We start from the raw sequence: 26,356 nt of genomic DNA on the forward strand, positions 1-26,356 counted from the left end.
GAACTGATTGCATAAAGTACGTTCTGCGATTCGTTTCACCGAAGAAACGAGTGGTAAATTCGAAGTTCCGAAACTTCAGAGAGGACGTCGATGACCGCAAGCGCACCGACCCCCGCCCCGCAGCGCGTCCGACCCGGGAGCCTCCCCGCGGCCGTCGGCCTCTACGATCCCGCCGACGAGCGGGACGCCTGCGGGCTCGCCTCCGTCATCTCCCTGACGGGGGAGCCCAGCCACCAGATCGTCGCGCTCGCCCTCGAGGCGCTCGAGCATCTGGAGCATCGCGGCGCGGTGGGGTCGGACGCGGGCACCGGCGACGGCGCCGGCATCCTCTGCGACATCCCGGACGCCCTCGTCCGCGAGGAGCTCGCGGCGCAGGATCCGACCCTCAGGCTTCCGGCGCCGGGCGGCTACGCCGCCGGGCTGGCCTTCCTGCCGCAGTCATCGACCGAGCGCCAGGCGGTGCGCTACCGGATCGGGGCCATCGCCGCGGAGGAGGGCCTCGCCGTGCTGGCGTGGCGACCGGTCGCGGTGCGCCCGGAGGTGCTCGGCGAGAGCGCGCGACTCGCGAGCCCGAGGATCGAGCAGCTCATCCTCGTCCCGGCGTCTGCCGGGGGCGTCGATCCCATCCTCGCCGCGGCGCAGAGCGGATCGGCCGGGGCGACGGGCGGATCCGCGATCAGCACGGACCGCCTCGAGCGGCGCGCCTTCCGCGCCCGCAAGCGGATCCAGCACGAGACGGGCTGCTACCTGCCCTCGCTGTCGGCCCGCACCATCGTCTACAAGGGCATGGTCACCACGCTGCAGCTCCCGGGGTTCTACCCGGAACTCTCGGATGAGCGCTTCACGAGCCGCTTCGCGATCGTGCACTCCCGCTACTCGACGAACACCTTCCCCTCGTGGCACCTCGCGCAGCCGCTGCGCCTGGTCGCCCACAACGGCGAGATCAACACGGTGCGGGGCAACCGGAACTGGATGCGCGCGCGCGAGGCGCAGCTCTCCTCCGAGGCGCTCGGCGACATCGGGCCGCTGCTCCCCATCTGCTCGGAGGGCGGCAGCGACTCGGCGAGCTTCGACGAGGTGCTCGAACTCCTCGTCCGCGCCGGGCGCTCGCTGCCGCACGCCCTCGCCATGATGGTGCCGGAGGCGTGGGAATCGGAGACGGGGCTGCACCCCGAGCTCGTGGACTTCCTCGAGTACCACTCGCTGAACATGGAGCCGTGGGACGGACCCGCCGCCATGATCGCGACGGACGGCACCGAACTCGTCGCCCTGCTCGACCGCAACGGCCTGCGCCCCGGCCGCTACCAGATCTCCGACTCGGGGATCATGGTGATCGCCAGCGAGACCGGGGTGCTCGGGATCCCGCCGGAGCGCGTCGTCGAGCGCGGCAGGCTCCAGCCCGGCCGCATGCTGGCGATCGACCTCGCCACGGGGGCGATCCGCGACGACGAGGCCGTCAAGGCGGAGCTCGCGGCCCTCGCACCGTGGGGGGACTGGCTCGAGCAGGGGCGGATCCGGCTCTCCGAGCAGCCCGAGCGCGAGCACCTCGTGCACCCGCCGGCATCGATCGCCCGCCGCCAGCGCACCTTCGGCTACACCGAGGAGGAGCTCCGGCTGCTGCTCACGCCGATGGCCCGCGACGGCATCGAGCCGCTCGCCGCCATGGGCACGGACACCCCGATCGCCGCGCTGTCGGAGCGCCCGCGCCTCCTCTTCGACTACTTCGTGCAGCAGTTCGCGCAGGTGACCAACCCGCCGCTCGACGCGCTCCGGGAGGAGCTCGTCACGAGCCTCGTGACCGCCATGGGCCCGCAGGAGAACCTCCTCGACCAGGGGCAGGCGCACGCGAGGCAGGTCATCCTCGACTTCCCGGTGATCGACAACGACGCCCTCGCGCGGATCCAGCACTTCGGCGACGACCCGGAGCGCGAGCGCGCCGTCACGATCCGAGGCCTCTACCCGGTCGACTACGACGCGAAGGGCCTCGCGGACCGTCTCGAGGCGATGTGCTGGGAGGCGAGCGCCGCGATCGAGGCGGGCGCGGAGTTCATCATCCTCTCCGACCGCGACTCGAACAAGGACCTCGCCCCGGTGCCGTCCCTGCTCGCGGTGTCGGCCGTGCACCACCACCTCATCCGCGAGGGGCAGCGGATGCGCGTCGCCCTCATCGCAGAGGCGGGCGACGTGCGCGAGGTGCACCACGTGGCCACGCTCATCGGCTACGGCGCGGCCGCGGTGAACCCCTATCTCGCCATGGAGACCGTCGGTCTGCTCGTGCGCGACGGATCGATCACGGGGATCACCCCGGAGGACGCGGTCGCGCGGCTCATCAAGTCCCTCGGCAAGGGCATGCTCAAGGTGATGAGCAAGATGGGCATCTCCACGGTGGCCTCGTACTGCGGCGCGCAGACCTTCGAGGCGATCGGACTCGCCCAGCCCCTCGTCGACCGCTACTTCACGGGCACGGCGTCCAAGCTCGGCGGCGTCGGCCTCGACGTCATCGCGGCCGAGGTCGCCGCCCGGCACCGGGCGGCGTACCCCGACGACCCCGCCACGCTCGCGCACAAGACGCTCGAGACCGGCGGCGAGTACCGGTGGCGCCGGGGCGAGGAGCCCCACCTCTTCGATCCGCAGACGATCTACCAGCTGCAGCACGCGACCCGCACGGGAAAGCGCGAGATCTTCGCCGAGTACACGGCCCGTGTGAACGAGCAGCAGGAGCGGCTCATGACGCTGCGCGGGCTCTTCAGGTTCTCGCCGCAGCGGCCCCCGGTGCCGCTCGGGGAGGTCGAGCCCGTGAGCGAGATCGTGAAGCGCTTCGCGACGGGCGCGATGAGCTACGGCTCGATCTCCCCCGAGGCGCATCAGACCCTCGCCATCGCCATGAACCTGCTCGGCGCGAAGTCGAACACCGGGGAGGGCGGGGAGGCCGAGGAGCGCCTGCTCGACCCCGAGCGGCGCAGCGCCATCAAGCAGGTCGCCTCCGGCCGCTTCGGCGTCACGTCCATGTACCTCACGCACGCGGACGAGATCCAGATCAAGCTCGCCCAGGGGGCGAAGCCGGGCGAGGGCGGGCAGCTGCCCCCGGGCAAGATGTACCCGTGGATCGCGCGCACGCGCCACGCGACGCCGGGCGTCGGACTCATCTCGCCGCCGCCGCACCACGACATCTACTCGATCGAGGACCTCAAGCAGCTCATCTTCGATCTCAAGCGCGCCAATCCCGGAGCCCGGATCTCGACGAAGCTCGTCGCGCAGAGCGGCATCGGCCCGGTCGCGGCCGGCGTCGCGAAGGCGCTCTCCGACGTGATCCTCGTCTCGGGTCACGACGGCGGCACCGGCGCGAGCCCGATGAACTCGCTCAAGCACGCCGGATCCCCATGGGAGCTCGGACTCGCCGAGGCGCAGCAGACCCTGATGCTCAACGGACTGCGCGAGCGGGTCGTGCTGCAGGCGGACGGACAGCTCAAGACCGGGCGCGACGTCGTCGTGGCGGCGCTGCTCGGCGCGGAGGAGTTCGGCTTCGCGACGGCCCCGCTCGTCGTCTCTGGGTGCATCATGATGCGCGTGTGCCACCTCGACACCTGCCCCGTCGGCGTCGCAACCCAGAATCCCGAGCTGCGCGAGCGGTTCACGGGGCGGGCGGAGCACGTCGTCAACTTCTTCCGCTTCGTCGCCGAGGAGGTCCGCGAGATCCTCGCCTCGCTCGGCTACCGCACGCTCGACGAGGCCGTCGGCGACACCGCCGCGCTCGACGTCGACGACGCGATCCGGCACTGGAAGGCCGAGGGACTCGACCTCACCCCGATCCTGCGCGGTCCGGCCTTCCCCGAGGGCGAACCGCGGCGGCACGGCCGCGCGCAGGACCACGAGCTCGACGCGCACTTCGACCGGCGGCTCATCGAGCTCGCCGAGGGCGCCCTCGATCGCCGCGAGCGCGTCGCGATCGACCTGCCGATCACGAACATCGACCGCGCCGTGGGCACGATGCTCGGGCACGAGCTCACGAAGCGCCACGGCTCCGAGGGGCTCGCGCCCGGCACGATCGACGTGACCCTCACGGGCTCCGCCGGCCAGTCGCTCGGCGCCTTCCTGCCCGCCGGGGTCGCGCTGCGACTCCACGGCGACGCGAACGACTACGTCGGCAAGGGGCTCTCGGGCGGCGAGATCGCCATCCGGCCGCACCTGGACTCCGGACACGGGGCCGCGGGGAACGTCATCGCGGGCAACACCATCGGCTACGGCGCGACGAGCGGCTCCTTCTGGATCGCCGGCGTCGTCGGCGAGCGCTTCCTCGTCCGCGGCTCCGGCGCGACCGCGGTCGTGGAGGGGACGGGGGATCACGCGCTCGAGTACTTCACCGGCGGCTTCGCCCTCATCCTCGGGCCGACCGGGCGCAACATCGGCGCCGGCATGAGCGGCGGCGAGGCCGTGCTCCTCGACCTCGACCCCTCGGACGTGAACTCCGCGGAGCTCGCCTCCGGAGCGCTGATGCTGCAGAAGCTCGGCGGCGCCGCGGGGCCGGGCGAGGGGCTGACGATTCCCGATGCCGAGGAGCGGGCGCTGCGCGCGCGCATCGCGGAGCTCCTCGCGCAGCACGTGGCCCGGACCGATTCCGTGCTCGCCCGCGAGCTCCTCGACGGCATCGCGAGCGACCCCGAGGCGGTCTACTCCCGCTTCACCCGACTCATCCCGCGCGGGTACTCCCGCGTGCTGGAGATCCGCGTGCGCGCCGACGAGCAGGGCATCGACCCCGACGGCGAGCGGGTCTGGACCGAAATCTTGGAGGCGACTCATGGCTGATCCCCGCGGATTCCTCACCGTGCGCGAACGCGAGCTCGCGCCCAAGCGCCCCGTGGCGCTCCGACTGCGGGACTGGCGCGAGGTCGTCGACCCGGCCAACCCGGAGCTCGTCGCGCGGCAGGCCTCCCGCTGCATGGACTGCGGCGTGGCGTTCTGCCACCAGGGCTGCCCGCTCGGCAACCTCATCCCCGAATGGAACGATCTCATGCACCGCGGTCGCGAGCGCGAGGCCGTCGACCGGCTGCACGAGACGAACAACTTCCCCGAGTTCACGGGGCGCGCCTGCCCGGCGCCGTGCGAGTCCGCCTGCGTGCTCGGCATCAATCAGCCGGCCGTCACGATCAAGCAGATCGAGAACAGCATCATCGACCAGGCGTTCCTGAACGGCTGGGTGCAGCCGCAGCCGCCCTCGCGGCTCACGGGCAAGACCGTCGCGGTGGTCGGCTCCGGCCCCGCCGGGCTCGCCGCGGCGCAGCAGCTCACCCGCGCCGGGCACACGGTCGCGGTCTACGAGCGCGACGAGGAGCCCGGCGGCCTCCTGCGCTTCGGCATCCCCGACTTCAAGCTCGAGAAGGCGCTCGTGGCGCGGCGCGTGGAGCAGCTGAAGGCCGAGGGCACCCGATTCCGCTGCGGCGTGGAGATCGGCCGGGACATGTCCTGGACCGAGCTGCGCCGACGCTACGACGCGGTCGTCGTCGCCACCGGCGCGACCGTGCCCCGGGAGCTGCCGCTGCCCGGACGCGAACTCGCGGGCGTCATGCCGGCCATGGACTACCTGACCGCCTCCAACCGCGTGCAGTCCGGCGCCCTCGAGGCGACGCCGTTCGACGCGGCGGGCAAGCACGTCATCGTGATCGGCGGCGGCGACACCGGCGCCGACTGCGTCGGGACGGCGCACCGGCAGGGAGCGCGCTCGGTCACGAACCTCGCGATCGGGAAGCGGCCATCGGAGACCCGCACCGAGGCGCAGCCGTGGCCGGTGCACCCCACGCTCTTCGAGGTGTCGAGCTCGCACGAGGAAGGCGGGGAGCGGCGCTACCTCGCCTCGACGGTCGAGTTCGTCGGACAGGAAGGCGCGGTGCGCGCGCTGCGCGTCGCCGAGACCGGCTTCACCGAGGAGGGTCGGGTGCCCATCGCCGGCACCGAGCGGCTGCTCGACGCCGACCTCGTGCTCATCGCCATGGGCTTCACCGGGCCAGAGGCGATCTCCGAGCCGGCGCAGGAGCTCCCGCGCGGCGCGCGCGGCGCCTTCGCCCGCGACGCCGACTTCGCGACCGAGCTCCCCGGCGTCTACGTCGCGGGCGACGCCGGCCGCGGGCAGTCCCTCATCGTGTGGGCCATCGCGGAGGGCCGCGCGGCGGCGGCATCCGTCGACCGCTACCTGATGGGCGAGAGCGTGCTCCCGAGCCCGGTCGGCGCGCACGATCGCGCATTCGCGTAGCCGCCCGCCCCGGATGCAGCGCGGGCGGCGCTCGGCGCTGCGGCGGCCTCCGACCCCGTAGCCTGGACGGATGGATCCCGAACTCATCGACCGGCTGCGCACCGACCTGGACTCGGCCGGCTACGACGCGCCCGCCGTGACCGCCCTCCTCGGCGCGGCGGCCGACGACGCGAGGCGGCGCGGCGTGCGCGCGCCCGCGCGTCGCGCGCTCGACGAACGCGGCGGCACGCGGCTCGCACTGCTGATCCGTCTGTTCCTCCTCGGCGATCCGCTCACCGGCGAGGAGCTCGCGGACGCCCTGCCGGCGCTCGGGCCCGCGGGCGCGCACCGGCTCGGGCTGGTCGCCGCCGCGGGGGACGCCGCTGCGGGCTGCCGGGCCGCGCTCTCGCTGAACCCCGTCGAGATCGTGGACGCCCGCTCCGCGGAGCCCGTCGCCTGGCGGATCCTCTCCGACCTGGACGACCAGCTGCGCGGCGGACCGGCCCGGCCGGATCACGTGATGGGCGTGGGCGGCGCGACCCGCTCGCTCATCGCCCAGGCCCCGCCGGGCGAGGTCGAGCGCGCGCTCGACCTCGGCACCGGCTGCGGCGTCGTCGCCCTCCATCTGGCGCTGCGCGGTCCCGTCGTCGCCACGGACATCTCGGAGCGCGCGCTCGAGCTCGCCCGTGCCAATGCGCGGCTCAACGGGCTCGAGGAACGGATCGAGTTCCGCCGCGGCGATCTCTTCGCCCCCGTCTCGGGCGAGGCCTTCGAACTGATCCTCTCGAACCCGCCGTTCGTCATCACTCCGCGCGGGGCCGGCGGCCCGGTGTACGCCTACCGCGACGGCGGCCTCGCGGGGGACGCCCTCGCCGAGCGGGTGATCGCCGAGGGCCCCGCCCGGCTCGCGCCCGGCGGCCAGCTGCTGTGCCTCGCGAACTGGGAGTCGCCGTGGGGCGGCAGCGGGCTCGAGCGCGTGCGGGGCTGGATCGAGACCGCGGCGGGGGCGACGGGCCCGCTCGACGCCTGGGTGATCGAGCGGGATCGCGTGGACCCCGCCGGCTACGCGGAGACCTGGGCGCGCGACGGCGGCGCACGGCCGGGCGGCGCGGACTTCGAGCGGCTCATGTCGGGCTGGCTCGACGACTTCGCGGCGCGCCGCGTGGTCGCGATCGGCCTCGGCGCCGTGCGGATCCGCCGGCGCGGCGCGGTCGCCGGCGCGGACGGAGCAACCCCCGGGGCGGACTCCGGCGGCGCGTCGACCACGGTCGTGCACGTCGATCAGGCCGCGGGCGCCTACAGCGCCGAGCCGCCGGGCGCGCGGCTCGCCGCCGCGTTCGAGGCCGGCGTCGCCGCGGCGCGGATGGACGATGCGGCGGTGCTCGAGGCGCGCTGGGTGATCGACGACGCCGTCGCGGAGGAGCGCGAGCATCGACCGGGGGAGGAGGCGCCGCGCGCGATCGCGCTGCGGACGGAGCGTCCGATCGCCCGCCGCGTGACGGCGGATCCGCTGCTGGCCGCCGCGATGGGCGCATGCGACGGCGAGCTCTCGCTCCGCCGGATCGCCGACGCCCTCGCCCAGATCCTGGAGATCGACGCCGCCGCGGCCGCGGAGGCGCTCGTGGCGAGCGTCCGCGAGCTCACGTGGTTCGGCATGCTCGCGGTGGCCGGCACGGCCGATGCTTCCGGCACGGCCGGTGCTTCCGGTGCACCCGGCACGGCCGGGACGCGGCCGCGCGGGACCGCCCGGTAGACTGTCCCGGTGATGCGAACGATAGATCTGCGAGGGCGCGAACTCACCCGTGCGGAGCTGCTGCGGCTCGTGCCGCGCGCCGCGCTCGACGCGGGGGCGGCGGTCGCCCGGGTGCGTCCCCTCGTCGAGGACGTCGCCGCGCGCGGCGAGGCGGCGCTGCGCGCGCAGGCCGAGGAGTTCGACGGGGTCTCCGGGCACGCGCTGCGCGTCCCCGCCGAGGCGATCGCGGCCTCCCTCGCCGCCTGCCCGCCCGAGGTCGAGGCGGCGCTCGGCGAACTCGTCGCGCGCCTCCGCAGGGGCTCCGCGGCGCAGGTGCCCGCGGAACGGGTCACCCGCCTGGCCGACGGCGCCGAGATCCGCCAGCGCTGGCAGCCCGTGTCGCGCGTCGGCCTCTACGCGCCCGGCGGCAAGGCCGCCTATCCCTCCTCTGTGATCATGAACGCGGTCGCCGCGCAGACCGCCGGCGTGCCGAGCCTCGCGCTCGCCTCGCCCGCGCAGGCGGACCACGGCGGCCTGCCGCACCCGGCGGTGCTGTGGGCCGCGGCCCTCGTCGGGCTCGAAGAGGTCTACGCGATCGGCGGCGCGGGGGCCATCGCCGCCTTCGCGCACGGCGTCCCCGGGATCGGGCTGGAGCCGGTGGACGTCGTCACGGGCCCCGGCAACGTCTTCGTCGCCGCGGCCAAGCGGGTCGTGAGCGGGACCGTCGGCATCGACGCGGAGGCCGGCACGACCGAGATCCTCGTTATCGCCGACGCGAGCGCCGACCCCGGCTTCGTCGCCGCCGATCTCATCAGCCAGGCGGAGCACGACGAGGCGGCGGCCTCCGTGCTCGTCACGGACTCCGCCGACTTCGCCGCCCGCGTGCGCGAAGCGGTCGAGGCGGGGGCCGCGGGGACCCGGCACGCCGAGCGCGTCGCGACGGCGCTCGCCGGTCCGCAGTCGGCCGTGATCCTCGTCGACGATCTCGCCACGGCCGCGCGCGTGAGCAACGCCTACGGGCCCGAGCACCTCGAGATCCAGACGGCCGACGACGACTCGGTGCTCGCGCTCGTGGAGAACGCCGGGGCGATCTTCGTGGGCGGCTACACCCCGGTGAGCCTCGGCGACTATCTCGCGGGATCGAACCACGTCCTGCCGACGGGCGGCACCGCGCGCTTCGCCTCCGGGCTCGGCGCGCACACCTTCCTCCGGCCGCAGCAGATCGTCAGCTACGATCGCGGCGCGCTCGCGGAGGTCGAGGACCGCCTGCTCGCGCTCGCGGACGCGGAGGGCCTGCCGGCCCACGGCGAGGCCGTGAGCGCCCGGTTCGCGGAGGGGAGGGCCTGATGCACTGCCCGTTCTGCCGCCATCCCGACTCCCGCGTCATCGATTCGCGCACGGCCGACGACGGCCTCTCGATCCGCCGACGGCGCCAGTGCCCTGAATGCGGGCGCCGCTTCACCACGACCGAGACCGCGAGCCTCACGGTCATCAAGCGCTCCGGCGTCGTGGAGCCGTTCAGCCGCGAGAAGGTGATGAGCGGCGTGCGCAAGGCCTGCCAGGGCCGCCCCGTCACCGACGCGGATCTCGCGCTCCTCGCCCAGCAGGTCGAGGAATCCGTGCGCTCGAGCGGCGTCGCGCAGTTCGACGCCAACGAGATCGGTCTCGCGATCCTGCCGCATCTGCGCGAGCTCGACGAGGTCGCCTTCCTGCGCTTCGCGAGCGTCTACCAGGCCTTCGAGTCGCTCGCCGACTTCGAGACCGCCATTGAGGAGCTGCGCGCCCATCCGGCGACCGGCTCCCTCGAATCCGTCCCGCGACCCGACGCCTCCGAGGAGTGATCGCGCCCATGCGCCCGTACACGCTGCTGTTCAACGCCGTCTTCGCGCGGATGGATCCGGAGACGGCCCACCGGCTCGTCTTCGAGGGCGTGATCCGGCGGGCTCCGCTCGTCGGCCCGCTGCTGCGGCGGCTGTGCGCGCCCGCGCCCTCGCTGCGGGTGCGGGCGCTCGGCATCGACTTCCCGAGCCCCTTCGGGCTCGCCGCGGGCTTCGACAAGAACGCCGAGGGCATCCAGGGGCTCGGGGACTTCGGCTTTGGCCACGTCGAGGTCGGCACGCTGACCCGCCACGCGCAGCCCGGCAACCCGGCGCCGCGGATGTTCCGGCTCCGCGCCGACCGCGGGCTCATCAACCGGATGGGCTTCAACAACGGGGGGTCGGCCGCGGCGGTGCCGCGCATCGAGTGCGCCCGCCTGCGGCGCCGACGGCCCGTGATCGGCGTCAACATCGGCAAGAGCCGGGTGACGGCCGTCGAGGACGCGACCGCCGACTACGTCTGGAGCGCCGAGCGCCTCGCGCCGATCGCCGATTACCTCGCGGTCAACGTGAGCTCGCCGAACACGCCGGGCCTGCGCGGCCTGCAGGAGCTCGAGCTGCTCGAACCGCTGCTCGCCGCGGTGCGCCGCGCCGCGGGGGAGACCCCGCTCCTCGTGAAGATCGCCCCCGACATGGCGGACGAGCAGATCGAGGGGATCGTGGCACTCGCCGCGCGCCTGGGGCTCGACGGCGTCATCGCGACGAACACCACCGTCTCGCGGGAGGGGCTGCGCGCCCCTGCGGAGGAGGTCGAGGCGATGGGCGCCGGCGGCCTCTCGGGCGCGCCGCTGCGGGCGCGCTCGCTCGAGGTGCTGCGCCGCGTGCGTGCGTGCGCGCCCGAGGGGTTCTGCGTGATCTCGGTCGGCGGCGTGGAGACCGGCGAGGACGTGCTCGAACGGCTGCGCGCCGGCGCCGACCTCGTCCAGGGGTACACCGCGTACGTCTACGAGGGACCCTTCTGGGCCAGGCGCATCAACCGCGCGCTCGTGCGCGCGGGCTGGCGGGGCAGCGCTGCCGTCTGAGGCGCGAGCTCGCCCGGATACGCGTCCGCCCGGGGCCGGAGCCCCGGGCGGACGCGTAGCGGCGGACGGATGCGTCTCAGGCGGGGGAGGCCCCGCGCTTCACCTGCGGCTTCGGCACGCGGAGCGGCCGGAACTGGAAGGCGCGCATGGCCGCGTACCAGCGGAACCCCGGCTGCACGTGATCGGCGCCGAACTTCGCCGCGAGCCTCCCCTTGAGACGGACACCGAGGATCACGGCGTCGAGGATCGCGATGCCGACGAAGACCCAGATGACGATGAGGCTGATGACCTGCACCACGCCGGGGATGAAAGTCATGACGAGGACCACGAGCATCATCGGGATGAGCATCTCGCCGACGCTCCAACGCGCGTCCACGAAGTCGCGGACGTAGCGCCGCTGCGGTCCCTTGTCCCTGGCGGTGAGGTAGCGCTCCTCTCCCTGCATCATGCCGACGCGCGCGCGCTCGCGCAGCTCCGTCTGCTGGCGGCGCAGCTCCTTCTGCGCGGCCTTGTCCTTCGAGCCGACGATCGGGCGCGCGTTGGCCGCCTCCGCCTGCTTCCGGGACGGGGTGGGACGCCCCTTGCCGATCGTCCGCCCGGCGTCAGCCGCGGCCCCCTGATCGCTCGCGTCGGCCGCGTTCGCAGCGCCCTTCTGTGCCACGCCTGTCCTCTCGTCTCCCGCGTCGCGCGGTTCATGCCTCCGGCCGCCGCGGTGCGGCGACGACGCCTCCAGACTACCGTGCCGCGCCCGGGTGCGCGCCGGACGCGGGGCGGACGCGGGGCGGTAGACTGGAGCCGTTCCACCGGCACGCGAGCGAGGAGTACGCATGAGCACGGATACGATCCTTCCCGAGGGCGGCGTCGCCGCCGCCGAGCGGGCGCACGGGGTGCGGCTGAGCACCGAGGCGCAGGACAAGGTGCGCAGCCTCCTGCAGCAGGAGGGGCGCGACGACCTGCGGCTGCGCATCGCCGTGCAGCCGGGCGGCTGCTCGGGCCTGATCTACCAGCTGTTCTTCGACGAGCGCGAGCTCGAGGGCGATGCGGTCGTCGACTTCTCCGGCGTCGGCGTCGTCGTCGACCAGATGAGCGTGCCCTACCTCGATGGGGCGACCATCGACTTCGAGGACACGATCCAGAAGCAGGGCTTCACCATCGACAATCCGAACGCGCAGGGCAGCTGCGCCTGCGGCGACAGCTTCAGCTGAGCCGGGCGCGAACGGCGAGTTCCGCGACACCCGTGCGTGGTTCGGGGAACGATCAGGTTCGCGCTAAGCTAACAGGGAGTCATCAGATTCGCCTGCCCTCTGCGCAGGCGAAAAACGTTTCGAAAGGTATGCGGTGCGTTCCAATCGTCGAATGAAATGGGTCGCGGCCCCGGTGGCGCTGTCGGCGGCGCTGCTGCTCGCCGGCTGCACCCCCGAGCAGCAGCGGGGCTTCCTGCCCGCGGGGTCCGAAGGGACCACGAACCACACGGACGGGATCACCGGCCTCTGGGTCACCTCGTGGATCGTCCTGCTCGCCGTCGGCGTGATCACGTGGGGCCTCATCATCTGGGCCACCATCGCGTACCGCCGCCGCAAGGGGCAGACCGGCCTGCCGGTGCAGATGCGCTACAACATGCCGATCGAGACGTTCTTCACGGTCGTCCCCGTGATCCTCGTGCTCGGCTTCTTCGCCTTCACCGCTCAGGAGCAGGCCAAGATCGAGACGCGCTACGAGGCTCCGGAGAACACCGTCGAGGTCATCGGCAAGCGCTGGGCGTGGGACTTCAACTACGTCGACGAGGATGTCTACTTCCAGGGCGTCCAGGTGCAGACCGACGACGAGGGCAACGCCGAGGAGGAGACCATGCCGGTCCTCTACCTCCCGGTCGACAAGACCACCGAGATCCGTCTCGAGACCCGCGACGTCATCCACTCCTTCTGGGTGGTCGAGTTCCTCTACAAGAAGGACATGATCCCGGGCCAGACGAACTACATGAGCTTCACGCCGACCAAGACCGGCACGTTCATGGGCAAGTGCGCGGAGCTCTGCGGCGAGTACCACTCGATGATGCTCTTCGAGGTCAAGGTCGTGGAGCAGGACGAGTACGACGCGTACATCGCGTCGCTCCGCGAGGCGGGCAACACCGGTCAGGTCACGACCGAGTACAACCCGAACCAAGAAGACTTCTTCGGCGACGAAGCACAGACGAAGAACCAGCACTAGGCGGAGAGAAGAAGATGAAGAAGGGTAACGTCATCGTCTCGTGGATCACGTCCACGGACCACAAGGTGATCGGGTACATGTACCTGATCAGCTCCTTCGTGTGGTTCCTCATCGGCGGCCTCATGGCCCTCGTGATCCGTGCCCAGCTGTTCGCGCCCGGCCTCGAGGTCGTGGCGACGAAGGAGCAGTACAACCAGCTGTTCACCATGCACGGCACGATCATGCTGCTGATGTTCGCGACCCCGCTGTTCGCGGGCTTCGCCAACGTCATCATGCCGCTCCAGATCGGCGCCCCCGACGTCGCGTTCCCGCGGCTGAACGCCTTCGCCTTCTGGCTCTACACCTTCGGCTCCCTCATCGCGGTGGGCGGCTTCCTCACCCCGCAGGGCGCCGCGTCCTTCGGCTGGTTCGCCTACTCGCCGCTGTCGAGCATGACCTATTCGCCGGGCGTCGGCGGCAATCTCTGGGTGCTCGGCCTCGGCATCAGCGGCTTCGGCACGATCATGGGCGGCGTGAACTTCATCACCACGATCATCACGATGCGCGCGCCCGGCATGACGATGTGGCGCATGTCGATCTTCACCTGGAACACCCTGATCACCTCGATCCTCGTGCTCCTCGTCTTCCCGGTGCTCGCGGCCGCGATGTTCGGCCTCGCGGCGGACCGCATCTTCGGCGCGCAGATCTACAACGGCGAGGGCGGAGCCATCCTCTGGCAGCACCTCTTCTGGTTCTTCGGGCACCCGGAGGTCTACATCATCGCGCTGCCGTTCTTCGGCATCGTCTCCGAGGTGTTCCCGGTGTTCAGCCGCAAGCCGATCTTCGGCTACAAGACGCTCGTCTACGCGACCATCGCGATCGCGGCCCTCTCCATGACCGTGTGGGCGCACCACATGTACGTCACCGGATCGGTGCTGCTGCCGTTCTTCGCGCTCATGACGATGCTCATCGCGGTGCCGACCGGCGTGAAGATCTTCAACTGGCTCGGCACGATGTGGCGCGGTTCGATCACCTTCGAGACCCCGATGCTCTGGTCGCTCGGCTTCCTCGTGACCTTCGTCTTCGGCGGCCTCACGGGCGTCATCCTCGCCTCGCCCGCGCTCGACTTCCACCTCTCCGACACCTACTTCGTCGTGGCGCACTTCCACTACGTGGTCTTCGGCACGGTCGTCTTCGCCATGTTCGCCGGCTTCTACTTCTGGTGGCCGAAGTGGACGGGCAAGATGCTGAACGAGCGCCTCGGCAAGATCCACTTCTGGGTGCTCTTCATCGGGTTCCACACGACCTTCCTCGTGCAGCACTGGCTCGGCGTCATGGCGATGCCCCGCCGCTACTACACCTATCTCCCGGCGGACGGCATCACCTGGGGCAACCAGCTCTCGACCATCGGGGCGATGATCCTCGGCGCGTCCATGATCCCGTTCCTGCTGAACGTGTACCTCACGTCGCGCCGCGGCGAGAAGGTCACCGTCGACGATCCGTGGGGCTACGGCCGTTCGCTCGAGTGGGCGACGTCCTGCCCGCCGCCGCGCCACAACTTCACCTCGATCCCGCGCATCCGCTCGGAGTCGCCCGCGTTCGATCTCAACCACCCCGAGGTCAGCGGCGTCGTGCAGCCGAGCCGCGAGCACGAGCTCGCCGAGAAGAAGTGACCGGCGCCGAACGCCTGCGAGGAGCAGCTGAATCATGAAATCCAATATCGTCATCTTCTGGATCCTGACGGCCTATCTGCTCGTCGTCGCCGGCGTGTACGCGCTCTGGAACCACCTGCTGAACAACGCCTTTGACTGGCCGGTGACCCTGCTCATCGCCATCTCGGCCGGGCTGACCGCGTTCATCGCGATCTACCTCATGCTCGTGCAGAAGAAGCAGGGCGGTGTGCTCGTCGAGGACCGAGACGATTCGGACATCGATGACGGGGATCCGGAGCTCGGCGAGTTCAGCCCGTGGAGCTGGTGGCCGATCCTGCTGGCCTTCGGCGCTTCGCTGACGGTGCTCGGCTTCTGCATCGGGTTCCACTTCTGGCTCACCTTCCTCACCGCGCCGCTCGTGCTGATCGGCGTCGTGGGCTGGGTCTACGAGTACTACCGCGGCAACTTCGCCCGCTAGGGATCGCGACATCGTGAGCATCATCATCCGCCGGGGCCGGAGCGAGGACGGCGCCGCCGTCCACGCCCTGGCCCGGCAGTTCACCACCGGCCGTGAGCCGATCGGCCGAGACGAGTTCCAGGTCGCGTACGACAACGTGCTCAGGCACCGCGACCAGGAGACCAACGTGCTCTTCGTCGCCGAGCTCGAGGGCACCGTCGCGGGGTATTCGCTCATGACGGTCTCCCGGCTGCTCCACGCGCCGGGTCTCACGGCCCATCTGCAGGAGATCGTGGTCGACTCCGAGGCCCGCGGGCACGGCGTCGGCGACCGGCTCATGCAGGCGAACGAGCACTACTGCATGGGGCGAGGGGTCCGGCAGCTCTCCGCGTCCACCGCCCGCTTCGGCTCCTTCTACAACCATCGCGGCTTCGAGGCCGTCGGCGAGCACTACCGGAAGCTCCTCGAGCTCGGTTAGGCGTTCGCATGGTCGGACATCGTCCCCGCCGGAAGCCGGGGGAGAACCGCCAACGCCTGGTGGAGGCCGGACTCGTCGAGTTCGGCCTCTTCGGCTATCACGGCGCCTCGACCGCGGGTATCGCCGCCCGCGCCGACGTTCCGCAGCCCCACGTCTACGCGAGCTTCGCGACGAAGCACGAGCTGTTCCTCGCCTGCGTCGCCGCGGCGGCCGAGGAGCTCGCGCTCGGCGACGCGGAGGGCGGTCGCGCGGACGGAGGCCACGCGGACGCGGGGGAGCGCGGGCGGACCGACGCCGCGGCGGGGGAGCGCCTCGACGCGGACGCGGGGGTGCGTTCCGCGGAACCCGATCAGTCGTGCAGCGGTGCCCGCATCCTGCTCCAGGCGGTCGCCGCCGCGGAAGCGCTGCCCGCGGCACCGCGGGCCGAGCTGCGCGGGCTCCTCGCGGGGCTCCGCGATCGCCTGGGCGCCGAGGGCTTCGACGCGACGCTCAGCGCGGCGGCGCGGTCGCTGCTGGCGTGAGCGGGCGATCGCGCGGCTCCGGCGATGCCGGAGGACGCCGGCGGCGCGGAGGAGGGGCCGCCTGCGCCGCCGTTCCGCTCTCGCGTCGCCCCGACGCGGGCCTGCTAGACTGCTGCTCGGCCGCAGGAGCGAGGAGGTGGGACCCGTGAACGATGATTCGACGTGGGCGCTCCGCTTCGGGGCCGCGATCGGGCGATAGTGCGCCCGGGGGTGCCCGATCACGCACTCCCGAAAGGTGCCAGCATGCACACGCTCTCCTCGCGACGATCCGATGACGGCATCGTCGAGCACGACATCGACCCGCACGGCGTTCCCGGTCTCCTCTGTGTACCGGAGTCGGCGTCCCTCCGGACGCCGGCGCCGCTCATCCTCATGGGGCATCCCGGCGGATTGCGGCATATGCGTCCGCGACTCCTCCTCCGCGCGCGGCGCGCGGCGGCGGACGGCTTCGCGACGGCGGCCCTGGAACTCCCCGGCGCCGGGGGACGTCGGCCGCTCGTCGACGTCGATCGCGCGCGACGCGAACTGCGCCGGCGCATCGAGGCCGGTGCCTCGATCGACGATGAGCTCGTCGATCGGCTCATCGCCCCGCTGGTGTCCCGGGCGGTTCCGGAATGGCGGAGCGCGCTCGACGCGGTGCTGCGCCTGCCCGAGATCGCCGACGGGCCGGTCGGCGTCTCCGGCGGCGTGACGGCGATCGGCGTCCGCATGGCCGCCGTCGATTTGCGGGTGGCGGCACTCGGTCTCTTCGCCGGCAGCTACGTGCCGCGTGCGACGCTCGCGGAGGCGCGCGGCATCACGACGCCGCTGCACATGCTGCTGCAGTGGGATGACGCCGGCAACGACCGAGATCTCGCGCTCGAGCTGTTCGACGCGTTCGGTTCCTCCGAGAAGACGCTGCAGGCGAACCTGGGCGGGCACACGCGGGTTCCGGCGCACGCGGGGGAGGACGCGGCGCGGTTCTTCCAGCGGCACCTCGCCAGGACCGTCTGAGGCCGGGCCCGCCGTCGGAACCCTCCGAGCGGATCCGACCCCGCGCGCAGCACACCGGGCCGGCCCCCGCAGCAACGCTGCGGGGGCCGGCCCGGTTCATGCGACCGTCCGGGTCAGTGCCCGTCGTGGTGGCCCTGCTCGATCTCGCCCTGGCTCGGCGGGACGATCCGGTCCTCGAAGAACCAGCGGCTGAAGCCGGCGCGGAGGCGCTTGGAGAACGGGATCCGGCCGTCGTCGTTCGGACGGAGCATGAGCGGCGCGTAGTCGTGGTAGCTGACCAGCTGCCACTGCTCGTAGGCGTCGAGGGGCTTGTGCACCTCGATGAACTCGCCGCCCGGCATCCGCACGATGCGACCCGACTCGTAGCCGTGCAGCGCGATCGTACGATCCTTCTTCTGCAGCGCGATGCAGATCCGCTTCGCGACCTGGTAGGCGACGATCGGCCCGAGGATGAGGAGCGCCTGCAGGGCGTGGATGACGCCCTCCATGGAGAGCTGGAAGTGCGTCGCCATGAGGTCGGAGCTCGCCCCGGCCCACATCACCGCGTAGAAGGTGACGCCGGCCGCGCCGATGGCGGTGCGGGTGGGCGCGTTGCGGGGACGGTCGAGGATGTGGTGCTCGCGCTTGTCGCCGGTCACCCACGCCTCGATGAAGGGGTAGATCGCGACGAGCACGATGAAGATGCCGATGATGATGAGCGGCAGCAGCATGTTGAACGACCACGTGTAGCCGAACCACTCCGCCTCGAGCCCCGGCGGGACCAGGCGCAGCATGCCGTCCGCGAAGCCGATGTACCAGTCGGGCTGGGTGCCCGCGGACACGGGGGAGGGATCGTAGGGGCCGTAGTTCCAGATCGGGTTGATGCCGACCATCGAGGCGATCAGCACGATCACGCCGAACACGATGAAGAAGAAGCCGCCGGCCTTGGCCGCGTAGACGGGGAGCACCGGGAAGCCGACCACGTTGCCCTGCGTCTTGCCCGGGCCGGGGTACTGCGTGTGCTTGTGGATGACCACGAAGGCGAGGTGCAGCGCCACGAACAGGATCACGAGGGCGGGCAGCACCATGATGTGCAGCATGTACAGGCGGCCGACGATGTCGGTGCCGGGGAACTCGCCTCCGAAGAAGAAGTACGAGAGGTAGGTGCCGATCACGGGGATCGCCTTGATGATGCCGTCGATGATGCGCAGGCCGTTGCCGGAGAGCACGTCGTCGGGGAGCGAGTAGCCCGTGAAGCCCTCGGCCATGGCGAGGATGAAGAGCACGAAGCCGATCACCCAGTTGAGCTCGCGCGGCTTGCGGAAGGCGCCCGTGAAGAAGATGCGGAGCATGTGCAGGCCGATGGACGCCACGAAGAGCAGCGCGGCCCAGTGGTGCACGTGGCGCATGAGGAGCCCGCCGCGGACCGAGAAGGAGATGTCGAGCGTCGACGCCATGGCGGCGGACATCTCGAGGCCCTTCATCGGGACGTAGGGGCCGGTGTAATGGGTCTCCACCATCGTCGCCTGGAAGAACAGCGTCAGGAAGGTGCCCGAGATGAGGATGACGACGAAGCTGTAGAGCGCGACCTCGCCGAGCAGGAACGACCAGTGGTCGGGGAAGACCTTGCGGCCGAACTCCTTGACCGCGACGCCGATCTTGGTGCGCTCGTCGATGTAGTTCGCCGCCGCGGCGGTGAAGCGGCTGGAGCCGCTCTGCGCCGAGCCGCTCTGCGCGGGGGATTCGGTGACGGTGTTGCTCACTTGAGACGCTCCCAGAAGCTCGGGCCGACGGGTTCATGGAAATCGCTCTGCGCGACGAGGTAGCCCTCGTCGTCGACCGTGATCGGCAGCTGGGGCAGCGGGCGCTTCGCCGGCCCGAAAATCACCTTCGCCTCCTGGGAGACGTCGAACTGCGACTGGTGGCAGGGGCAGAGGAGGTGGTGGGTGTGCTGCTCGTACAGCGCGACGGGGCAGCCGACGTGGGTGCAGACCTTGGAGTACGCGACGATGCCGTCGTAGGACCAGCCCTTGCGCTCCTCGGAGACCTGCAGCTCGGACTGGTCGAGGCGCATGAGCAGCACGATCGCCTTCGCCTTTGCATCGAGCAGGTGCTCGCTGCCGCCGCGCTCATCGAGCGACATGGCCGCGAAGTCCTCGTGGTTGAGGGTCTCGGGGATGACGTGGAACGCCGAGCCGATGGTGACCTCGCTGGCCTTGATCGGCACGCCGGAGGGGTCGCGGGCGAGACGGACTCCCTTGTCCCACATCGTGTGCTTGAGCAGCTGCACCGCGTCGCGATCCTGCGGCGCGAGGCCGCGCAGGAGCGTGATGCCCGGCAGCGGGAACGCGATCAGGGCGCCGATGAGGCTGTTGCGCACGAGCGAGCGGCGGGAGAAGCCGGACTCCTCGTCGGCGAGCTTGAACACCTCGGCCGATGCCTCGCGGGTCGGGGCGTCGCTCGCGACGGGGTGGCGGTAGTCGATCGACTCGTGATCCGCCATGATCGCCTTGCCCCAGTGGACGGCGCCGATGCCCACGGCGAGCAGCGCGAGCGCCATGCCGAGGCCCACGAACATCGTGTGGAGGCGGATCGCCATGAGTTCTCCCGTTTCGATCGGGAAGAACATGTAGGCGAGGACGGCGCCGAGGCTGCCGGCGATCGAGATGTAGAAGAGCGTGTAGACCGTGCGCTCGGCGCGCTTGGACTTCTTCGGATCGAGGTCCGTGACGCGCTTGCGGTGCGGGGGAAGGCCCGGATTTTGCACGGCGTCCGGCGCGATCACCGCGGTGCCCACCGCGGCATCGGCCGAGCCGTGGCCCTGGGCTGCGACAACGGCGCCACTATCGCCGTTGTTCTTCGCTTCCTCTGCCATGTTGCTCCTTGACTCCTGACTCATGAACTCGTTGCGCGTCGTCTGATCAGTTCGACTTCGCGGTGACCCACACGGTGAGTCCGATGATGGCGCCCAGGCCGATCACCCAGATGAACAGGCCCTCGGCCACCGGGCCGATGGACCCGAGGGTGAGGCCGCCGACTGCGGGCTTCTCCTCGATGTACTTGAGGTACGAGATGATGTCGGCCTTGTCCTGCGGCGACAGGTTCGCGTCGCTGAAGACGGGCATGTTCTGCGGGCCGGTGACCATGGCCTCGTAGATGTGCGTGGGGGCGACGCCGGTGAGCGACGGGGCGAACTTGCCCTCGGTGAGCGCACCGCCGGCCGCGGCGACGTTGTGGCACATGGCGCAGTTGATGCGGAAGAGCGAACCGCCGTTGGCGATGCCCTCGTCGTCGCTGTCGGCCTGGATGTACTGCGACTCCGGCAGCGCGGGCCCGGGAGCCAGCGAGGCGACGTACGCGGCCATCTGCAGCGTCTGCTCCTCGGTGAACTGCTGCGGCTTCACCATGCCCTGCGGTCCCTGGAAGGCGAGGGGCATGCGGCCCGTGCCGACCTGGAAGTTGACCGAGGCCGCACCGACGCCGATGAGCGTCGGGCCGTCGTCGGTGCCCTCGGCGCCCGCGCCGTGGCAGGTGGCGCAGTTGGCGCCGAACAGCTTCTCTCCCGCCTCGATGGTGGCAGGGGACTCGAGGTCGATCTCGGCGGTCGCGGGGCTCTGGCTGAACCCGGCGTACGCGGCTCCGGTCACGAGCAGGCCGACCGCGACGAGAGCGGCGGTGGCCAGCGGGTGCCGGCGGCCGGACTTGCGAACGTTCTTCTTGGCGCGAGCCATGTTCTCGATTACTCCTGACCCCTACTTGAGGACGTAGATGATGATGAAGAGGATGATCCACACGATGTCGACGAAGTGCCAGTAGTAGGACACGACGACGGCGGTGGTCTCCTCCTTGTGCGTGAAGTTCTTGACCGCGTAGATGCGCCCGATCACCAGCAGGAAGGCGACGAGGCCGAGCGACACGTGGATGCCGTGGAAGCCGGTGGTCATGTAGAAGGCGGAGCCGTAGGGGTCGGAGCTCAGCGTGATGCCCTCGGAGACGAACGTGGCGTACTCCCACGCCTGCCCGGCGACGAACACGGCGCCCATGAAGAAGGTGAGGTAGAACCACTCGACCGTGCCCCACTTCTTCGGGCTGGCACCGGTGGCGCGCGGCTGCATGCGCTCGGCGGCGAAGACGCCCGCCTGCGCGGTGAAGGAGGAAGCGACCAGGATGATGGTGTTGGTCAGCGCGAAGGGGAAGTTGTGCTTCGCCGCCTGATCCGCCCACAGCTCGGGGTTCATGGCCCGCAGCGTGAAGTAGATCGCGAAGAGGCCCGCGAAGAACATGACCTCGCTGCCGAGCCACACGATCGTGCCGACGGCGACGAGATTCGGTCGCTTCACCGAGGGCACGGCTGACTGGGTATTCATAGTGGTCGTTGTCACCCCTCCATTATGGCTGAAAGTCTGGTGTGCGTTTTCACTCCGGGACGGCGCGCCGAACTTTCTGCGAGTTACCCGCCAAGCCTACCGTGTCGGCGGACCGTCGCGCGCACGGCGAGGGGGTCGTTCATCTGATGAATCCGCGGGATTCCGCGGCGGATCGGGGGTGAGCGAGGGGAGCGCGCCCGGGGAGCGGGCCGCGGTTCTGAGAGCCGTCCGGAGACGCTCCCCGCTGCTCCGAGCCGCTCCGCGGGTGCTCGGTAGACTGGGGGGATGATCGACGAACGCACCTGGCCGACTGTCCTGTCCACGCTGCTCGACGGCGAGGACCTGAGCGTGTCGCAGGCCGAGTGGGCGATGTCGCGCTTCATGACCGGCGAGGCGACGGGCGCGCAGATCGGCGCCTTCCTCGTGGCCCTGCAGTCCAAGGGCGCCACGGTGGAGGAGGTCATCGGCTTCCGCGACGCCATCCTGGCGGAGGCCGCGCCGATCTCGCTCCCCGCGATGTCGCTCGACATCGTCGGCACCGGAGGCGACCGCTTCGGCACGGTGAACGTCTCGACGATGGCCTCCATCACGGCCGCGGCCGCGGGGGTGCCCGTCGTGAAGCACGGCAACCGCGCGGCGAGCAGCCTCTCGGGCGCCTCCGATGTGCTCACCGCGCTCGGGATCGATCTCGCGCTGGAGGCCGATCAGCTGGCCGACGCCTTCGCGGAGGCCGGCATCGCGTTCGTCCACGCCGCGCGGTTCCTGCCCGGATTCCGCCACGTGGCTCCGGCGCGGGCGGAGCTCGGCATCCCGACGGTCTTCAACTTCCTCGGGCCGCTGTGCAATCCGGTGCGCCCCGAGGCCTCGGCGGTCGGCGTCGCCGACATCGACCGGGTGCCGATCTTCGTCGGCGTCTTCCGGCTCCGCGGCGCGTCGGCGCTGGTCTTCCGCGGCGACGACGGGCTCGACGAGCTGACGACGACGGGCCATTCCCGCCTCTGGGAGGTGAGCCGGGGCGGGCTCACCGAGCACGACATCGATCCCCGCGACCTCGGCATCCCGCGCGCGCGCATCGAGGACCTCGTCGGCGGCACGCCGGAGGAGAACGCCGCGGTCGTGCACCGCGTGCTCGCCGGCGAGGAGGGGCCGGTGCGCGACATCGTGGTGCTCAACGCGGCGGCCGGACTCGTCGCGTTCGATCTCGCCGGGCACCCCGAGTCCGCCGAGCGCGCGCTGCTCGAGCGGCTGGCGGAGAAGGTCGAACTGGCGAGAGAGGCGATCGACTCCGGGCGGGCCGCGGCGAAGCTCGCCGCCTGGTCCGAGGCGACGCGGCGCCGGGGCTCAGTCGGCTGAGCCGGGATCCGACGTCGCGATGCCGCCGCTCGGCGGCGCCGTCGGATCGATCGTCGTCGCATCCGCCGGATCCGACGAGGGGCTCGCCGTCCCGCTCGGCACGGTCGTCTCGCCCGGCTCGCGCGACGCGCGGTTGTACTTCGCGAGGAAGGGCATCGGATCGACCGGCTCGTCGTCGACGCGGATCGCGAGGTGCAGGTGCGCGCCGAAGGCCATGCCCGTGGCGCCGACCTTGCCGACGGGGTCGCCCATCATGACGACATCGCCGACCTCGTAGTCGCTGGACGCGTCCTGCATGTGGCAATAGCGGCTCGTGACCTCCTGGCCGTCGATCTCATGGGCCAGCTTGACCCCGAACCCGCAGCCGTCGGACGCGAAGCCGGCCTCGAGCACGCGGCCGTCGGCGATCGCGACGATCGGCGTGCCCTCGGTCGCGGCGAAGTCCTGCGCGTCGTGGAACTGCTCCACCGGCGCGGTGCGATAGCCGAAGGGGTCGGTGAGCAGCACCGGCGAGGTGAAGGGGTAGCTCACGAGGGCGGACGGTCGGAGGGCGTAGGACGCCTGGACGGCCTCCTCGCTGTCGACGGCGTTGATCTCGGCGACGGAGACCGGCATGTCGGAGGCGGAGGTCTCGGAGAACAGCCCCTGCTGCACCGCGCCCGCGACCTGCTGCTCGGCCTCGGCCTGCGTCGTCATCGGGAGGGCGAGCGCCAGGACGAGGCCGCCGACGCTCGCCGCTGCGGCGGTCGCGGCGACGCGGTGCCGCAGCGTGCGCCGGGGCGCCGCGGGCTCGGCCGGTGGGGCGGCGTCGTCGGGCACGTGCTCCCGGCGGGGGACGAGCACTTCGAGCGGGGTCCGGGGGGACGGCTCGGACGGAGCCGACGCCACAGGGGATGCGGGTGCGGCGTCGTTCTCCTGCGGCTCGGGCGTCGCTCCTCGGTCGGGAAGGGACCTGTGGGACGGCTGCTGCGGGAGATCCCGCCGGGGGAGTCGGGTCATGCGGACTTTCGGGTTCTCGCGCGGCTCCGGACCGGCCGCGCGCAAATATAACGAACAGGTTACCGCGCGATCCCGTGAATCACCAGATCCCGTCGGTTGCCGCGGACGGCGCCCGCGTCTCCTCCTCAGGATGCCGCGGTCGCACCGCGGCCCGGGCCACCCGCGGCACGGGCCGCGGCGATGAAGCGGGCGATGCGGCCGGGATCCTTCACCCCGGGCGCCGACTCGACGCCGCTCGACACGTCGACGCCCCAGGGGCGCGCGTGCGAGACGGCCTCGGCCACGTTCTCGGGGGAGAGGCCGCCGGCCAGGATCCACCCGTCGCCGATGCGGGCCCGCAGCGCCGGATCCGACCCCAGCGGGCGCACGTCCCAGGTCTCGCCGGATCCCGGCGTGGCCCCGTCGAGGAGGAGGCGCTCCTCGGCGCGGTCGCCGGCCCGGAGATCGGGTTCGCTCGCGAGTGAGGTCGCGCGCCAGATGCGGGGGAGGATCCGTCGGGCGTCGGCGAAATCTGCGGCGTCGTAGGGGCCGTGCAGCTGGAGGACGTCGAAGCCGAGCTCCGCGGCGAGGGCCGCGGCCTCCGCGGCCGGAAGCGTGTTGACGACGAGGGCGGTGTCGATCGCCGGGGCCTCGGCGCGGGCCGCGGCGATGACCGCGGCCGCCTCGGTGCGGTTCGCGTGCCGGGGGCTGCGCGGGCTCATGACGACGCCGACCGCGTCGGCGCCGAGCCGCGCGGCGTGCGCGGCGTGCGCGGGATCCCGCAGTCCGCAGATCTTGAGGTACATGTCGCTCCGCCCGTCCGGTCCGCCCGATCGTGCTCGGGCGCGCGGCCGTATCCGGCACGCGCCTCCAGCGTACCGGGGCCGCCCGGTGCGCGGCCCCGGCGCCCTCGCGGCCGGCGCCGACGAGGGGTGCCGTGCTGCGCGCACGGATGCCGCCGGGTGCGCGAGGGGCGTCGCGCTCGCGGACGACGCGGGGTCAGCGCGCGGCGGGACGCCACGCGGGAGCCGGATCGACGGCCGTGGATATCCGCCGGCTGATCGTCGAGAGCTGCCGCAGCTGCGCCGCGGTCAGCGAGTCGAAGACGAGGCGGCGGACGAGCGCGTGGTGTCCGGGCGTCGAGCCGGCGACCATCTCCCGCCCGGCCTCCGTGAGTTCGCCGCGGATGCTCCGTCCGTCGTCCGGGTCGGGGGAGCGGCGCACCCACCCCTTCGCCTCCAGTCGGGACATCGCGCGCGAGAGCCGAGACGGGGTGCTGCTCGCGTAGCCGGCGAGGGTGCTCATCCGCAGCGAGCGGCCCGGGGCGCGATCGAGCGCGGTGAGGATGCCGTGCTCGAAATGGCTGAGCCCGCTGTCGCGCTGCAACTGCGCATCGAGCGCTCCGGGCAACCGCTCGAGCAGCGTCGCGAAGTCCGCCCAGACCTCGAGTTCTGCGGCGTCCAGCTCCCTCGGCTCCTCGGCGTCGTGCATGTCTGCAGCCTAGCGGGGGTCTTGCGGCCGCGCGAGCGATGTGATTTCCCAGACAAATAAAAATATGTCAGAATAGTTTCTCAAGCAACTAAAAGAGCCCGCGATCATGCGGAAGAACGGAGTGGATATGGACCTGCAGCTGGCCGGGAGGCGCGCGTTCATCAGCGGCTCGACACGGGGGATCGGCTACGCCATCGCCGCGGAGCTCGCCGACGAGGGGGCCGACGTGGTCGTGAACGGCAGGGACGAGGCGGGCGTGCGCGCGGCGCTCGCCGGGCTGGGGGAGCGGGGTTCCGGCCCCGGGCATCGCGGGATCGTCGGCGACCTCGGCGACGCGGCGGATGCCGCACGCGTGCTGGCGGAGCTCGACGCGATGGGCGAGGTGGACATCCTCGTCAACAATGTCGGGGTGTTCGAGCTCTCGGAGTTCGCCGAGGTCGACGACGCGCGCTGGCTGCGGACGTTCGAGGTGAACGTGATGAGCGGCGTGCGGCTCGCGCGGCACCTGCTGCCGGGGATGCTCGATCGGGGCTGGGGTCGGATCGTCGGGGTCGGCAGCGAGTCGGGCGTCAACGTCCCGGTCGACATGGTGCCCTACGGCGTCACGAAAGCCGCCATGATCGCCCTGGGCAACGGGCTCGCGAAGCACACGCGCGGCACCGGGGTGACGGTCAATACGGTGCTCGGCGGCCCGTGCGACTCCGACGGGGTCCGGGCCAGCGTCGCGGCCGTCGCCGCGGCTCACGGGGTATCCGAGAGCGCCATGCGCGCGAGCATCATCGGCCAGAATCGCACCAGTCTTCTCGGGCGCTTCATCGAGCCGGCCGAGATCGCGCGCCTCGTCGCGTATCTCGCGAGTCCGCTCGCCTCGGCGACGAACGGCGCGGCCGTGCGTGCGGACGGCGGAGTGCTGACCGCGATGCTCTGAACGCGCGCGCCGAGCGGGACGGCGCCGGGTTGGGTGGGCGCCGGGCCGGGTGGCGTCGCTCGGGGAGCGTGCGTCGGCGATCCGGGGGACGCACGAATCAGTGAGCTGACATAATATT

Annotated in this window: 23 protein-coding genes; 15 read left to right on the top strand and 8 right to left on the bottom strand. The window is 71.5% G+C overall.

Going from position 1 to position 26,356, the window contains the following annotated elements:
- The first annotated feature begins 90 nt into the window (after positions 1-90).
- The 6 genes from gltB to MUN78_RS06395 all read left to right on the top strand — a co-directional run bounded on the left by gltB (position 91) and on the right by MUN78_RS06395 (position 10,854).
- The gene (gene gltB, locus MUN78_RS06370; RefSeq protein WP_244729498.1) at positions 91-4,803 is read left to right on the top strand and encodes a glutamate synthase large subunit; all 4,713 of its coding nucleotides are present in this window, start codon (positions 91-93) and stop codon (positions 4,801-4,803) included.
- Positions 4,796-6,244: a glutamate synthase subunit beta gene (locus MUN78_RS06375; RefSeq protein ID WP_244729499.1), complete on the top strand. Its 1,449-nt coding sequence runs from the start codon at positions 4,796-4,798 to the stop codon at positions 6,242-6,244. Before gltB ends, MUN78_RS06375 begins: the two co-directional genes overlap by 8 nt.
- A gap of 70 nt (positions 6,245-6,314) precedes the next feature.
- Complete coding sequence (locus MUN78_RS06380; protein WP_244729500.1) at positions 6,315-7,976, top strand: class I SAM-dependent methyltransferase; 1,662 nt, start codon at positions 6,315-6,317, stop codon at positions 7,974-7,976.
- 12 nt (positions 7,977-7,988) lie between these two features.
- Entirely contained in the window at positions 7,989-9,302 is a 1,314-nt protein-coding gene (hisD, locus tag MUN78_RS06385) for a histidinol dehydrogenase (protein ID WP_244694001.1), read from the top strand.
- Entirely contained in the window at positions 9,302-9,796 is a 495-nt protein-coding gene (nrdR, locus tag MUN78_RS06390; protein WP_244693685.1) for a transcriptional regulator NrdR, read from the top strand. Before hisD ends, nrdR begins: the two co-directional genes overlap by 1 nt.
- An 8-nt stretch (positions 9,797-9,804) precedes the next feature.
- A complete protein-coding gene (locus MUN78_RS06395) occupies positions 9,805-10,854 on the top strand; it encodes a quinone-dependent dihydroorotate dehydrogenase (RefSeq protein ID WP_244729501.1) in 1,050 nt (349 codons plus the stop codon).
- A gap of 76 nt (positions 10,855-10,930) precedes the next feature.
- On the opposite strand, the gene MUN78_RS06400 is transcribed toward MUN78_RS06395, so the two are convergent.
- Positions 10,931-11,515: a DUF3043 domain-containing protein gene (locus MUN78_RS06400; RefSeq protein WP_244729502.1), complete on the bottom strand. Its 585-nt coding sequence runs from the start codon at positions 11,513-11,515 to the stop codon at positions 10,931-10,933.
- Between the two features lie 166 nt (positions 11,516-11,681).
- Here MUN78_RS06400 and MUN78_RS06405 point away from each other — a divergent pair, with 166 nt between their 5' ends.
- The 7 genes from MUN78_RS06405 (at position 11,682) to MUN78_RS06435 (ending at position 17,142) form a co-directional block, all read left to right on the top strand.
- Positions 11,682-12,059, top strand: a complete 378-nt coding sequence (locus MUN78_RS06405) for a HesB/IscA family protein (RefSeq protein WP_244693688.1) — start codon at positions 11,682-11,684, stop codon at positions 12,057-12,059.
- Positions 12,060-12,210: 151 nt separating this feature from the next.
- On the top strand, positions 12,211-13,062 hold the full coding sequence (ctaC, locus tag MUN78_RS06410; protein WP_244693689.1) for an aa3-type cytochrome oxidase subunit II: 852 nt from the start codon (positions 12,211-12,213) through the stop codon (positions 13,060-13,062).
- Between the two features lie 14 nt (positions 13,063-13,076).
- Entirely contained in the window at positions 13,077-14,714 is a 1,638-nt protein-coding gene (gene ctaD / locus MUN78_RS06415) for an aa3-type cytochrome oxidase subunit I (RefSeq protein ID WP_244693690.1), read from the top strand.
- A gap of 34 nt (positions 14,715-14,748) precedes the next feature.
- Complete coding sequence (ctaF, locus tag MUN78_RS06420; RefSeq protein WP_244693691.1) at positions 14,749-15,171, top strand: aa3-type cytochrome oxidase subunit IV; 423 nt, start codon at positions 14,749-14,751, stop codon at positions 15,169-15,171.
- Positions 15,172-15,184: 13 nt separating this feature from the next.
- Positions 15,185-15,628: a GNAT family N-acetyltransferase gene (locus MUN78_RS06425; protein WP_244693692.1), complete on the top strand. Its 444-nt coding sequence runs from the start codon at positions 15,185-15,187 to the stop codon at positions 15,626-15,628.
- Positions 15,629-15,636: 8 nt separating this feature from the next.
- Positions 15,637-16,149 (top strand): TetR/AcrR family transcriptional regulator, encoded by a 513-nt coding sequence (locus tag MUN78_RS06430; RefSeq protein ID WP_244729503.1) that lies wholly within the window; start codon positions 15,637-15,639, stop codon positions 16,147-16,149.
- A 243-nt stretch (positions 16,150-16,392) separates the two neighbouring features.
- Positions 16,393-17,142 carry a dienelactone hydrolase family protein gene (locus tag MUN78_RS06435; RefSeq protein WP_244729504.1) on the top strand — a complete coding sequence of 250 codons (750 nt, stop codon included), beginning with the start codon at positions 16,393-16,395 and terminating at the stop codon, positions 17,140-17,142.
- Positions 17,143-17,255: 113 nt separating this feature from the next.
- Here the strand turns inward: MUN78_RS06435 and qcrB are convergent, their stop codons facing one another.
- Genes qcrB through ctaE form a run of 4 tightly spaced genes read right to left on the bottom strand, consistent with a single transcriptional unit; the run spans position 17,256 to position 21,488 of the window.
- Positions 17,256-18,884, bottom strand: a complete 1,629-nt coding sequence (qcrB, locus tag MUN78_RS06440; RefSeq protein WP_244693695.1) for a cytochrome bc1 complex cytochrome b subunit — start codon at positions 18,882-18,884, stop codon at positions 17,256-17,258.
- Positions 18,881-19,996 (bottom strand): cytochrome bc1 complex Rieske iron-sulfur subunit, encoded by a 1,116-nt coding sequence (qcrA, locus tag MUN78_RS06445; protein ID WP_244729505.1) that lies wholly within the window; start codon positions 19,994-19,996, stop codon positions 18,881-18,883. The genes qcrB and qcrA overlap by 4 nt, the downstream gene beginning before the upstream one ends.
- A gap of 46 nt (positions 19,997-20,042) precedes the next feature.
- Entirely contained in the window at positions 20,043-20,852 is an 810-nt protein-coding gene (gene qcrC / locus MUN78_RS06450; RefSeq protein ID WP_244693697.1) for a cytochrome bc1 complex diheme cytochrome c subunit, read from the bottom strand.
- Between the two features lie 21 nt (positions 20,853-20,873).
- A complete protein-coding gene (gene ctaE, locus MUN78_RS06455) occupies positions 20,874-21,488 on the bottom strand; it encodes an aa3-type cytochrome oxidase subunit III (RefSeq protein ID WP_244693698.1) in 615 nt (204 codons plus the stop codon).
- Between the two features lie 285 nt (positions 21,489-21,773).
- Here ctaE and trpD point away from each other — a divergent pair, with 285 nt between their 5' ends.
- A complete protein-coding gene (trpD, locus tag MUN78_RS06460) occupies positions 21,774-22,841 on the top strand; it encodes an anthranilate phosphoribosyltransferase (protein WP_244729507.1) in 1,068 nt (355 codons plus the stop codon).
- On the opposite strand, the gene MUN78_RS06465 is transcribed toward trpD, so the two are convergent.
- The 3 genes from MUN78_RS06465 to MUN78_RS06475 form a co-directional block, all read right to left on the bottom strand.
- Positions 22,830-23,840: a M23 family metallopeptidase gene (locus tag MUN78_RS06465; RefSeq protein WP_244729509.1), complete on the bottom strand. Its 1,011-nt coding sequence runs from the start codon at positions 23,838-23,840 to the stop codon at positions 22,830-22,832. The two genes, trpD and MUN78_RS06465, sit on opposite strands and share 12 nt — an antisense overlap.
- 125 nt (positions 23,841-23,965) lie before the next feature.
- Positions 23,966-24,625 carry a phosphoribosylanthranilate isomerase gene (locus MUN78_RS06470; RefSeq protein WP_244729511.1) on the bottom strand — a complete coding sequence of 220 codons (660 nt, stop codon included), beginning with the start codon at positions 24,623-24,625 and terminating at the stop codon, positions 23,966-23,968.
- A gap of 193 nt (positions 24,626-24,818) precedes the next feature.
- Positions 24,819-25,310 (bottom strand): MarR family winged helix-turn-helix transcriptional regulator, encoded by a 492-nt coding sequence (locus MUN78_RS06475; RefSeq protein WP_244693702.1) that lies wholly within the window; start codon positions 25,308-25,310, stop codon positions 24,819-24,821.
- Positions 25,311-25,416: 106 nt separating this feature from the next.
- On the opposite strand from MUN78_RS06475, the gene MUN78_RS06480 reads away from it, so the two are divergent.
- On the top strand, positions 25,417-26,238 hold the full coding sequence (locus MUN78_RS06480; protein WP_244693703.1) for an SDR family NAD(P)-dependent oxidoreductase: 822 nt from the start codon (positions 25,417-25,419) through the stop codon (positions 26,236-26,238).
- Positions 26,239-26,356: the final 118 nt, after the last annotated feature.

It is taken from the genome of Leucobacter allii (genome assembly GCF_022919155.1).
Classification (GTDB): Bacteria; Actinomycetota; Actinomycetes; order Actinomycetales; family Microbacteriaceae; genus Leucobacter; species Leucobacter allii.

Coding starts and splice junctions, on each gene's coding strand:
- ctaE (WP_244693698.1), bottom strand. CDS start 21,488: ATGAATACCCAGTCAGCCGTGCCCTCGGTGAAGCGACCGAATCTCGTC.
- trpD (WP_244729507.1), top strand. CDS start 21,774: ATGATCGACGAACGCACCTGGCCGACTGTCCTGTCCACGCTGCTCGAC.
- MUN78_RS06395 (WP_244729501.1), top strand. CDS start 9,805: ATGCGCCCGTACACGCTGCTGTTCAACGCCGTCTTCGCGCGGATGGAT.
- hisD (WP_244694001.1), top strand. CDS start 7,989: ATGCGAACGATAGATCTGCGAGGGCGCGAACTCACCCGTGCGGAGCTG.
- MUN78_RS06435 (WP_244729504.1), top strand. CDS start 16,393: ATGCACACGCTCTCCTCGCGACGATCCGATGACGGCATCGTCGAGCAC.
- ctaF (WP_244693691.1), top strand. CDS start 14,749: ATGAAATCCAATATCGTCATCTTCTGGATCCTGACGGCCTATCTGCTC.
- ctaC (WP_244693689.1), top strand. CDS start 12,211: ATGAAATGGGTCGCGGCCCCGGTGGCGCTGTCGGCGGCGCTGCTGCTC.
- MUN78_RS06470 (WP_244729511.1), bottom strand. CDS start 24,625: ATGTACCTCAAGATCTGCGGACTGCGGGATCCCGCGCACGCCGCGCAC.
- MUN78_RS06405 (WP_244693688.1), top strand. CDS start 11,682: ATGAGCACGGATACGATCCTTCCCGAGGGCGGCGTCGCCGCCGCCGAG.
- gltB (WP_244729498.1), top strand. CDS start 91: ATGACCGCAAGCGCACCGACCCCCGCCCCGCAGCGCGTCCGACCCGGG.
- MUN78_RS06430 (WP_244729503.1), top strand. CDS start 15,637: ATGGTCGGACATCGTCCCCGCCGGAAGCCGGGGGAGAACCGCCAACGC.
- MUN78_RS06475 (WP_244693702.1), bottom strand. CDS start 25,310: ATGCACGACGCCGAGGAGCCGAGGGAGCTGGACGCCGCAGAACTCGAG.
- MUN78_RS06465 (WP_244729509.1), bottom strand. CDS start 23,840: ATGACCCGACTCCCCCGGCGGGATCTCCCGCAGCAGCCGTCCCACAGG.
- qcrA (WP_244729505.1), bottom strand. CDS start 19,996: ATGGCAGAGGAAGCGAAGAACAACGGCGATAGTGGCGCCGTTGTCGCA.
- MUN78_RS06375 (WP_244729499.1), top strand. CDS start 4,796: ATGGCTGATCCCCGCGGATTCCTCACCGTGCGCGAACGCGAGCTCGCG.
- ctaD (WP_244693690.1), top strand. CDS start 13,077: ATGAAGAAGGGTAACGTCATCGTCTCGTGGATCACGTCCACGGACCAC.
- qcrC (WP_244693697.1), bottom strand. CDS start 20,852: ATGGCTCGCGCCAAGAAGAACGTTCGCAAGTCCGGCCGCCGGCACCCG.
- nrdR (WP_244693685.1), top strand. CDS start 9,302: ATGCACTGCCCGTTCTGCCGCCATCCCGACTCCCGCGTCATCGATTCG.
- MUN78_RS06380 (WP_244729500.1), top strand. CDS start 6,315: ATGGATCCCGAACTCATCGACCGGCTGCGCACCGACCTGGACTCGGCC.
- MUN78_RS06480 (WP_244693703.1), top strand. CDS start 25,417: ATGCGGAAGAACGGAGTGGATATGGACCTGCAGCTGGCCGGGAGGCGC.